General features: G+C 56.5%; 6 protein-coding genes. 2 read left to right on the top strand and 4 right to left on the bottom strand.

Annotation, left to right across the window (positions count from 1 at the left end; all coding sequences use genetic code 11):
• From CUC53_RS16500 to CUC53_RS16515, 4 genes are all read right to left on the bottom strand, one after another.
• Positions 1–1,433 (bottom strand): ABC transporter transmembrane domain-containing protein (locus CUC53_RS16500; protein ID WP_100295141.1); only part of this gene is annotated, 1,433 nt, incomplete at its 3' end.
• Positions 1,430–3,166, bottom strand: a complete 1,737-nt coding sequence (locus CUC53_RS16505; RefSeq protein ID WP_100295142.1) for an ABC transporter transmembrane domain-containing protein — start codon at positions 3,164–3,166, stop codon at positions 1,430–1,432. The genes CUC53_RS16505 and CUC53_RS16500, both read right to left, overlap by 4 nt.
• 162 nt (positions 3,167–3,328) lie before the next feature.
• The gene (locus CUC53_RS16510) at positions 3,329–6,133 is read right to left on the bottom strand and encodes a hybrid sensor histidine kinase/response regulator (RefSeq protein ID WP_100295143.1); all 2,805 of its coding nucleotides are present in this window, start codon (positions 6,131–6,133) and stop codon (positions 3,329–3,331) included.
• Positions 6,134–6,506: 373 nt separating this feature from the next.
• Entirely contained in the window at positions 6,507–7,907 is a 1,401-nt protein-coding gene (locus tag CUC53_RS16515) for a DEAD/DEAH box helicase (RefSeq protein WP_100295144.1), read from the bottom strand.
• A 458-nt stretch (positions 7,908–8,365) separates the two neighbouring features.
• Here CUC53_RS16515 and CUC53_RS16520 point away from each other — a divergent pair, with 458 nt between their 5' ends.
• Positions 8,366–8,926 carry a YaeQ family protein gene (locus tag CUC53_RS16520; protein ID WP_100295145.1) on the top strand — a complete coding sequence of 187 codons (561 nt, stop codon included), beginning with the start codon at positions 8,366–8,368 and terminating at the stop codon, positions 8,924–8,926.
• 263 nt (positions 8,927–9,189) lie between these two features.
• Positions 9,190–10,672: bifunctional tRNA (5-methylaminomethyl-2-thiouridine)(34)-methyltransferase MnmC2/FAD-dependent 5-carboxymethylaminomethyl-2-thiouridine(34) oxidoreductase MnmC1 (gene mnmC / locus CUC53_RS16525; protein ID WP_201796785.1), on the top strand; the 1,483-nt coding region annotated here is incomplete at its 3' end.

The raw sequence follows: 10,672 nt of genomic DNA on the forward strand, positions 1-10,672 counted from the left end.
AGTTTGTGCGCAGCTTGCCACAGGGGATCCACACCCTGATGGAGGAGGGAGGCAAGAACCTCTCCGCCGGCCAGCGCCAGCTGCACCTCGCCGAGCGCCTGCCAAAGCCGCGTGTCATCTATTCCGGCGCGGCCGAGACGCAGGTTCTGCGCCAACGTGCCGACGAAGATAAAGGGATCCTGCTGCACCAGCCCGATGCTACGGCGCACCGCCGCCAGCGACAGGGTGTCCAGTGCGTGATCATCGAAGCGGATCTGCCCCTGATCCAGCGGATAGAAGCCCATCAGCAAGCTGATGATGGTGGACTTGCCGCTGCCGGTATGGCCCACCAGCGCCAGCATCTGGCCCGGTTTTGCGGCAAAGCTGACCTCCCGCAGCACCTGCTGCTCACCATCGTAGGAGAAGCTCACCCGCTCGAAACTGACCCGCCCTTGCAGCGGGAGCGTCTCGCCGTCGGTACTCTCGCGGGTTTCATCAAGCAGGGCAAAGACCCGCTCCCCCGCCACCATCGCCTGCTGCAACTGGTTAAGCTGGTTGGTCATTTCGATGAGCGGCTCGATCATCCGTCCCAGATAGCTGATAAAGGCGTAGAGCACCCCCACCTGAATGGCACCCGCGCTACTCAGTCCCTCGTGGGCGAACAGCGCCAACAGACCGATCAGTACCATCATGTAGAAGAGATCGATGAGCGGGCGCAGCAAAAGACCGTTGATCTTGAGGCCCTTGATCCGCGCCGACCAATGCTGCCGATTCACCTCAGCAAAGGCGTTGGCAAAGTGGCGCTCCTGCACCATGGCCTGGATCACCGGCATCCCCTGCAGCGACTCGTTGAGGCGGCTGTTGATGTCGGAGAGCAGGCTGCGGGTCACTCGTACCACCGGCACGCTTAAGTGCTGGTAGAGCCACATCACCCCGCCCACCGCGGGCAGCAGCAGGGAGCAGACCAACATCAGCCGCAGATCCAGCAGCGCCATGGAGATCAGGATGCCGCACAGCAGCACCACCTTTTGCACCAAGAGGCCAATCACCTGCACATAGAGGTTCATGATCGCCTCGGTGTCGTTGGTGATGCGGGAAATCAGTGAACCGGAGCGATGCTGGTCAAAGTAGCGGGCCGGCAAGCGGATCGCGGTGGCAAATACCTGCTCGCGCAGGGTTTGCACCACCGCCTGGGCGATGCGATTGAAGCGCAGGGATTGCAAATAGAAACCCGCCGCCGAGAGTACCTGCAAACCCAGATAGCCCGCCGCAATCAGGGCAATGGTGGGCAACACGATATTGCGGGGCGCCAGATAATCATCGATAAAGAGCTTGATCAGCAGCGGCCCGGCCACTTCGGCGCCGGTGGCAAGCAGCAAACAGATCCCCGCCTGAATAAGCCAGCGAGGATAGCGGGTGCAGTAGGCGAGCAGTCTTTTAATGGTCGGATTCACAGGCTCTCCTCCACCGCTTCTTCGAGTCGCTGGTAACGCACCATATCTGCGTACCAGCCATTGTGCGCCATCAGGGCACCGTGATGACCCCGCTCGCTGACGGCCCCCTGCTCCAGCACCAGGATCTCGTCGGCCTGCTCCACCGCCGTCATGCGATGGCTGACCAGGATCAGGGTGCGACGATGGGCTTTGAGAGCGTGCAGAATGTGCTGCTCGGTGTGTGCATCCACCGCCGAGAGCGCATCATCGAGCACCAGTATGGGCGCCTCCAGCAGCAGGGCGCGGGCAATGGCCAGCCGCTGTTTCTGGCCGCCGGAGAGGGTCACCCCTTTCTCTCCGACCTCGGTCTCATAGCCCTTGGGGAAACGCACGATATCATCGTGGACACAGGCAATGCGCGCCACCCGTTCAACCTCCTCGCGGCTCGCATCGGGTTTGCCGAGGGCGATATTGGCGGCGATGGTGGTGGAAAACAGGAATGGCTCCTGCGGCACATAGGCAAACTGGCTGCGCAGTGTGGCGAGCGGCAGCTGGTCAATCGGAACGCCACCCATGACAATCGAACCGTCAGTCGGGTTGGCAAGGCGCATCAACAGCTTGAGCAGGGAGCTCTTGCCTGCCCCGGTGCGCCCCACCACCCCGAGCATCCCCCCTTGCTTGAGGGTAACGTCGATATCCGCAAGCAGGGTGCGCTGCTCAAGTTGATAGCTCACCCCTTTGATCTGCAAAGGAAAGGCAGAGGCAAACGCCGCTGGCTGGGCGGGCTCTTCGATATCGCTGCGCTCCCCAAGCAGGCTCTCGATACGGGAGTAGGCAGCGCTGCCCCGCTCGATGATGTTGAACAGCCAGGCGATGGCAAACATCGGCCAGATCAGCTGGCCGAGGTACATGGTGAAGCTGGTAAGCTCACCCAGGGTCAACTCACCCTGCAGCACCAGCACGCTGCCCCCCGCTACCGCGAGGAAGTAGGAACAACCGATACAGAGGTAGATGACCGGATCGAACTTGGCATCGATGCGGGCCACCGCCATATTGCGCTCCCCCGCCTGTCTGGTCAGCTCGGCAAAGCCTTCATCTTCCAGCGATTCAACCGCATAGGATTTCAGCACCCGCACGCCGGAAAGGGCCTCCTGGGTCTTATTGTTGAGCTTGGAGAAGGCCCCCTGCGCCGCCTTGAACTGGGTGTAGATCTGGGTGCCGAAACGGTTCATGAAATAGGCCATCACCGGCAGCGGCAGCAAGGAGACCAGTGTCAACTGCCAGGAGTACTGGCTGCACATGATGGAGAGCACCAACACCCCGACCATGATGGAGTCCACCAGGGTCAGTACCCCTTCGCCAGCGGTCATCTCCACCGCCTGAATGTCATTGGTGGCATGGGCCATCAGATCGCCGGTACGGTGGCGCTGATAAAAATCGGGGCTCATCCGGGTGAAATGGCTGAACAGGCGATTGCGCAGGACATAGGCCAGGCGGTAAGAGGCACCAAACAGCATCACCCGCCAGACGTAGCGCAGCAGATAAATCAGCACACCCAGACCAAACAGCCCCGCCAGATAGCGCATCAGGGTGCCATTGTCGAGACCGCCCTTGGCGATGCCATCCACCACCCAGCCCACCACTTTGGGCGGAATCACGGTCAACAGGGCCACCATCAGCAGCAGGGAGATGGCGGCCAGATAACGAGGCCACTGCTCCTTGAAAAACCAGCTCAATCGTAGAAATACGCTCACACCACCGACCTTTTAGTCCTCGCCAGCCAAACAAGCTCTTATGGAGCCACCATCAAGCCGACTACATCAAAATAGAGAAGGAAAACAAGCGCCCCCAATAGGGGGCGCGATAGATGAAAGGGAATCATATCGTGAAAACCGTAACAACGGTTACTGTTTGACTTACTGCGATAATCGCTCATCCCCCGAACCATAAGGGTTGAACGGATTGTCGTGCTGCTCACCGGTGAGCAAAAAGTGAGAGACTTCTTCTCGGGTCTGGCTAAAGACCTGTTGCAGCTGCTCCAGGTCAGGCTCACCAAGCTCTTCCTGCTGTCGTAAACGCCACTCCAGCTCACCCGCAACCACTTGTAACCGTGCCGCAGAGATATTGGCAGACACGCCTTTGAGGGTGTGAAGTAATCGGCTAGCGATCTCAGGCTGCTCACGGCGCAGTGCAGATCGTATTTCCCACAGATCATCTTTGTGCTCAGACATAAACAGCTTAAACAGGATCTGGAGCGCCTCTTTATCTTGATCTAGCCGTTTGAGGGCATCTTGCAGATCGAGGATCCCCATCATCTCCGGCGGTTTAACCTCCAACATGCCACGCTGCTCAAGTTCCTGCTGTTTTACCCACTGCAGCAAATTGTTGTAGAGATCTAACTTACTCACCGGCTTGGTAATGTAGCTATTCATCCCCACCCCAAGGCAGCGCTCTTTATCTCCGGGCATGGCACTGGCCGTTAGTGCAATGATGGGGACATCATGTTTATCAACCATTTTACGGATCTGGCGAGTGGCATCTAACCCATCGAGTACCGGCATTTGCAAATCCATCAAAATGACATCAAACGGTTGCTCAGCGGCCCGTTCTACTGCCTCACGGCCATTATTGACGATGGTAACGATGGCATCGACCCGCCGCAGATATTCCATGATCAGCTGCTGATTGACCCGATTATCTTCGGCAAGCAACACCCTGATCCCTTGCAGCAGCGATTTGAAGTGTTGCTGGTCTCCCTGCACTTCAGCTTGGCGCATGTGGTGGTCATATGAGCTGCCATTGATCAGCTCATCGACCTTAGCAAGCAGAGCATTCTCCGTCATGGGTTTAGGCAGAAAGTGGAACAAGCCCATGGCTTCCATCCTGGCGTGCAGCCCCTCCCTAGCCCAAGCACTGACGATCAAGATGGGTAAACGGCGCCATTGCGTGTGCTGATGCATCTCTAGCGCCAAATCCAAGCCATCTTCTTGGCCCATCCGCCAATCGAGAATGGCTAGGCGTACGTTCGTTCCCTCTTCACGCAGCACTTGGCGAGCGCGCAACAGGGAGTTGACTGCCACGACATTGACCCCCGCTCGCCCCAAAATATCCTTGGTGAGATCCAACACCAAATCGTTGTCGTCCATCACCATGACCATGGGCTGGTTTTCAAAAAAGACGCGCCGACCCGCTACACCATAGGTCGCTTTACTCATGGGAATATCAAATTGAAATAAGGAACCTGCCCCAGGCTTACTCTGAACGGTGATCCGACCACCCATCAGCTCCACTAATCGCTGAGAAATATTTAAACCCAGACCAGAGCCGCCATATTTACGGGTATTGCCCGCCTCAAGCTGGGTAAATGCCTGAAACAGTTGAGCTTGCTTATCTTCAGCAATGCCGATCCCCGTATCTCGGACACTGAACCTCACCCGCATTGGATTCACTTGATCCAGCTCAATGGCAATTTCCACTTCGCCACGCTCAGTGAATTTAATGGCGTTATTGACAAGGTTGACCAGCACTTGGCCTAACCGCAGCGGATCACCCTTTAAAAAAAGCGGCACCTCTGCTGACTTACGGATGATCACTTCCAAATGTTTGCGTTCTGCCAAATCGGCGAACATGCCCGCCAACGAATCGAGTTGTTCCCCTAGGTCAAAATCAATCTCTTCCAAGGTTAACTTACCTGACTCCACCTTGGTCAGATCGAGGATATCGTTGATCAGCAACAAAAGGGTGTCAGATGAGGACTTTATCTTGTTCAGATAGTCACGCTGCTGCTGATCTAGCTCGGTTTGCAATGCCAATGAACTAAAACCAATGATGGCATTCATCGGCGTACGAATTTCGTGACTCATATTGGCCAAAAAATCACTCTTCGCTTGGGCAAGCAAGCCGGTCTGGCGCGAGAGATCACTCAGTTTTTGGTTACGTCGCCACAGGGTAAATGCCACCAGTAAAAAACTGATGATGGCGCCCCCTAGCACCAGCAAGTAAAACAGGCCCAACAACGAAGAAGCTTGCTCAAGCTGCTCTTGCTTCCAACGCGCCAAACGATCAATGACGCGCATATCAATCAGTGAGGAACGTAAATTGTGGTAGGCGATGATCTGGCGACTAGCATCCTCGCTGAGCTTGACCAATGCGAGCACGTCAGGCTGATCAGGATATTGGGATTTTAACTGCCGCTGCAATTGCTCCAATTGCTGCTGCTCTCTTTGATCCCAGCTGCGCTTGAGGTAGCTGGTTAATTGGGCCACATCCGTCAAGTCTTGATAGAGGGGGCCATCGGCTTCGAGGCTGTTAAGCTTGGCTTGCAATAATCGGCTAAAAGGCTGCTCGATATAGCTAATGGCCATCTCGATGGCATTGAGCTTAGCGAGTTCAAGTAAGTAGGCATCCATCTCGTCAAGTAGCGTTTGGTCTGCGTCATCTAGCACGTTATGCGTATCGTTTTTGATGACCTGAATAAACGTATCGAGATTGGTCGATAACTGCGCCAGCCGCTGCTGTACGTTGCCATCATTGGCTTTCTCTCGGCCAAGTAGATAGATAGTATCTGCACTAATCCGGGTAAGCACAGCCTCGGCGGCCATACTCAACTTATAGGCTTGTTGCTGTTTGCTCAGCAGTTGCCAGCAATAGCTGGAAAAGCTCAGCAATAACACCAGTAACAGCCCGAAAAATACGCGGTTCAACCGTGATTTTTTATTCATCCCGTATCGACTCTCATCTTATGGTCGCTGATGACTCAGCTGAACATCTGCCGGTGGTCCCAACAGAGCCCACAATTACCTATCTGGATGTTACTACTATCACCACCTCAGTATCTAACGCTAGGTTGTGAATAATATCATTGACTATCACTGCCTAGTGTAGTCTCACACGTTGCCTATCGGCCCCCCAGTGACCGCTACTGCATCACTTATTATCACCACCACATACCTGCGCTTCGCCACCAGCTTATTGATATTGCACCACTTTGTATTAGCACGACGATGCATTAGGTAATAAAAAGCCCCGCCAATATGGCAGGGCTGACCAGATGAGCCGATGACCTGTCGCAGGCCTCGGCCTAATTACTGATGATTATTGATTATGACTAGCACGACGGGGACGACGGGCCTGAGCCGGTTTGCCTGCGCCATCAGCCGGACGCTGACCACCTTGCGGCTTGGGCTTGCCATCGTTACCGGTACGGGCACCACCTGCATTGCCATTGGCGGCGGAACGACCGGCCCCCTGCCGCTGGCCTTGAGCCTGCGGACGTGGGGCACGGCGCTGCTCGCTCGGATCACGGGGCTCTTTGCGCAGCGGCGCGCCGATACCACGGGCGATGTTGTCCAAGGTCTCGCGGGAGGCTTCAAAACCGGCTACCTGCTCGCACGGGATGTTCTGCTTGGTCAGACGCTCGATCGCCTTGATAAGCTTGCCTTCATCGGCAGCAACCAGGGAGATGGCGTGACCGGCAGCGCCAGCACGGCCGGTACGACCGATGCGGTGAACGTAATCTTCCGCCACGTTCGGCAACTCGAAGTTGACCACTTGCGGCAACTTGTCGATGTCCAGACCACGGGCGGCGATGTCGGTCGCCACCAGCACCTTGACGCTACCATCCTTGAAGCCGGCCAGCGCGCGAGTACGGGCACCCTGGCTCTTGTTGCCGTGGATGGCGGCGGCGCTGACGCCGTTCTTGTCGAGGGTTTCGGCAACGCGATTGGCCATGTGCTTGGTACGGGTGAACACCAGTACCTGCTGCCAGTTGTTGCTGGTGACCAGATGGCTCAGCAGCGCGATCTTGTTGGCCTTGTCGCACGGGTGCACCAGCTGCTCGATACGCTCGGCAGTGCTGTTGCGCGGGGCCACTTCGATCACCGCCGGGTTATCCAGCAGACCGGTGGCCAGTTCGCGGATTTCGTCAGCAAAGGTGGCGGAGAACAGCAGGTTCTGGCGCTTCTTCGGCATCAGCGCAAGAATGCGGCGAATATCGCGGATAAAGCCCATGTCGAGCATGCGATCAGCTTCGTCCAGCACCAAGATTTCCACTTCGTCGAACTTGACGGCGTTCTGGTTGTAGAGATCCATCAGACGGCCGGGGCAAGCCACCAGCACGTCCAGACCACGGCGAGTCGCCATCATCTGCGGGTTGATGCTGACGCCGCCGAACACCACGTGACTGCGCATCGGCAGGTGTTTGCCATAGTTACGCACGCTCTCGCCCACCTGGGCGGCCAGCTCACGAGTTGGAGTCAGCACCAGCGCACGAATGCGGTTCGGAGAAACTTTGCGCTTGCTCTCCATCAGACGTTGCAGCATCGGCAGGGTAAAGCCTGCGGTCTTGCCGGTCCCTGTTTGGGCCGCCGCCATCAGGTCGCGGCCAGCCAGAACGGCGGGGATCGCTTGCAGCTGAATGGGAGACGGGGTGTCGTAGCCTTGCTCGGCAACGGCACGCAACAAGGGTTCGGCCAGACCGAGGGAAGTAAAACTCATAGTTACCTGCTAGGGATAGGGGCGCCTTGGATTTGTGGTGGGGCTCCTCTGCTGAGCCGATGCCATCTCACAAGATCTGGGCCTATTGAGAAAACAACGATTTCCCCGGGGAGCAGAGCAAAGGGGAAAGAATAGGCGCGCAGTCTAACGGAGTTAACCAAGATAAACGAGAAAAATGTGATGGGCATGGCAAAGCCCACCGTCACAGCTTGCTTGCCGGATAAAAAACATCAGGTTGTCGGCCGCAAAGGACTCCCCATTCGATTTCCGATCTGGGTGCAATGGCGTCACAGGTAAACGGAGTGTTTGCAGCAGACCCCATCATCTCAAGGATGATTATCCCATTCATGACGACCCAATCTAGGGGGTGGGGCTTCCAGCAAACGGGCGCAAGAGATAGGATCAACGATTAACACAGGTCTTACCATTCCCCTTACTCATCCGCTTCCAAGGTTACTATGGCGCTCAAAGCAACCGTATTTAAGGCCCACCTCAGCTTGTCTGATATGGATCGTCACCTCTACCAAGATTTCTCTTTCACGCTGGCCCGCCATCCTTCTGAGACCGATGAGCGGATGATGATCCGACTCGCCGCCTTCGCGTGGCATGCGGCGGAGCGACTGGAGTTCACCAAGGGACTCAGCGCTGATGATGAGCCTGAGCTGTGGCGTAAAAACTACGCCAACGAGATTGAACTCTGGATAGAGCTTGGCCAGCCTGACGAAAAACGGCTAAAAAAGGCGTGCCACCGTGCCCAGCACGTGGTGCTCTATCTCTACGGTGGGCGCGGGACGGCGGTGTGGTGGAAACAAAACCAGGGGAAGCTAGGGCTACATGACAACCTCAGCGTGATCGAGCTCTCTGAGAATCAGACCTTACCACTGACTGCTATGGTAGCCCGTACCATGCAACTAACTTGTACCATTTCTGACGGACAACTCTGGATCAGTGATGGTAATCAAGAAGTGACGCTGGACCCAGTATTACTAATGGGGCGCTCAGCCAGAGATTTACAATAACCCATTATTATTTAACGCTTTTTATAACATCAGTAGGTACGCACTATGACGTGAGCCTGCTGTTCCTGTCATGCTATCCCACGCCTTAGCATAAATAGCGCAGCAAAATGAGGCTCGTACAGCCCCACACACCGCAACTGATATGCCGTAGATCAGGACATTGCATGTCGGTCGGTGCTGCGCCTATGGCCTCTCTTCAGCGCTAGGATAGGCCGACCGATTAGGCATCCCAGCGGCGTATCACGTAGAATGGCGCCGATATTGTGACGCTAGCAGAGGAAAACGTGAGCCAACCCCCCTTACATCACGCCCACCTAGATTGGAATGACGCAGGAACACCCATCTCTTGTCAATTCGGCGATGTCTACTTTTCCAATGACAATGGGTTAAGTGAAACCCGCCATGTCTTTTTGCAGCAAAATCAGCTGCCAGCCCGCTTCTCACAGCACGACAACGAGGTGTTTGTGATTGGTGAGACGGGGTTCGGCACTGGCCTTAATTTTCTGGCGACCTGTCATGCCTTCCTCGCCCATCGCGCGAACGCAGAGAATCCAGTCCGGCTGCATTTTATCAGTTTTGAAAAATACCCTTTAACCCAAGATGATCTGCGCAAAGCGCTCGCTGCTTGGCCAGAGCTGATGCCTATTAGCCAAGATCTGATCGACCAGTGGCCGCTGCCCCTACCAGGCTGTCACCGCCTGCACTTTGCCAACGACCACATCCGACTCGATCTCTGGTTAGGTGACATCAACGACACCTTGCCGCAACTCCCCCAGCATCAAGATGGGCTGATTGATGCTTGGTATCTGGATGGATTTTCACCGGCCAAAAACCCCGAGATGTGGACACAGACGCTGTTTGACGGCCTCGCTCGCCTAGCCCGCCCAACGGCCACGATAGCGACTTTTACCTGTGCCGGTTTTGTACGGCGTGGCTTGATGGCAGCAGGCTTTGCCATGAAAAAAGTGAAGGGTCACGGCAAGAAACGGGAGATGCTGGTAGGCGAGCGGTTGGCTAAACAATCGCAGCCAACCATCGCCCCTTGGTATGCCCGCCCTGTTGGGCGGCCGGGTGACGTGCTGATGATTGGTGGCGGGATCGCCTCGGCCATGACGGCCCTCTCGCTCGTCGCTCGGGGCCGCCGTGTGACGCTCTTGTGTCAAGATAGCGCACCGGCCATCGGCGCCTCAGGCAATCGCCAAGGCGCCCTCTATCCCCTGCTCAATGGCGAACACGATGCTTTATCGCGTTTTTATTCGCTCTCGTTTGGTTATGCGCGGCAACGGCTGCAGGCGTTAGCCAAGCGCCACCCTGTCGCCTTTGCATTATGCGGGGTGGTGCAGCTTGGCTATGACGAGAAGTCCAATACAAAACTCGGCAACATGAGTCAGGGCCCTTTTCCACCGGCGCTGATGCATCCCGTTACGAGCCATGAAGTCGAGCAGCTTACTGGCCTACCTTGCAGCCATGGGGGAATCTATTACCCACACGGGGGCTGGCTGTGCCCTGCCGATCTGACCCGAGCCGCCATTGAGGAAGCGCAGCTTAGCGGCCTGCTGCAGGTGGAGTACAGCACCCAGGTGTCCAGTGTCGCCGAACAACCCGACCTGTGGCAGGTGACCAGCGAAACGGGGCGCCAGTGGCACGCCCCCAATCTGGTGGTGGCCGCCGGCCACCACCTGCCCGCGCTTATCCCCTTTGCCGCGCTGCCGCTCTATCCGGTGCGGGGTCAGGTCAGCCACATTC

Source organism: Aeromonas cavernicola (assembly GCF_002795305.1).
Taxonomy (GTDB): Bacteria; Pseudomonadota; Gammaproteobacteria; order Enterobacterales; family Aeromonadaceae; genus Aeromonas; species Aeromonas cavernicola.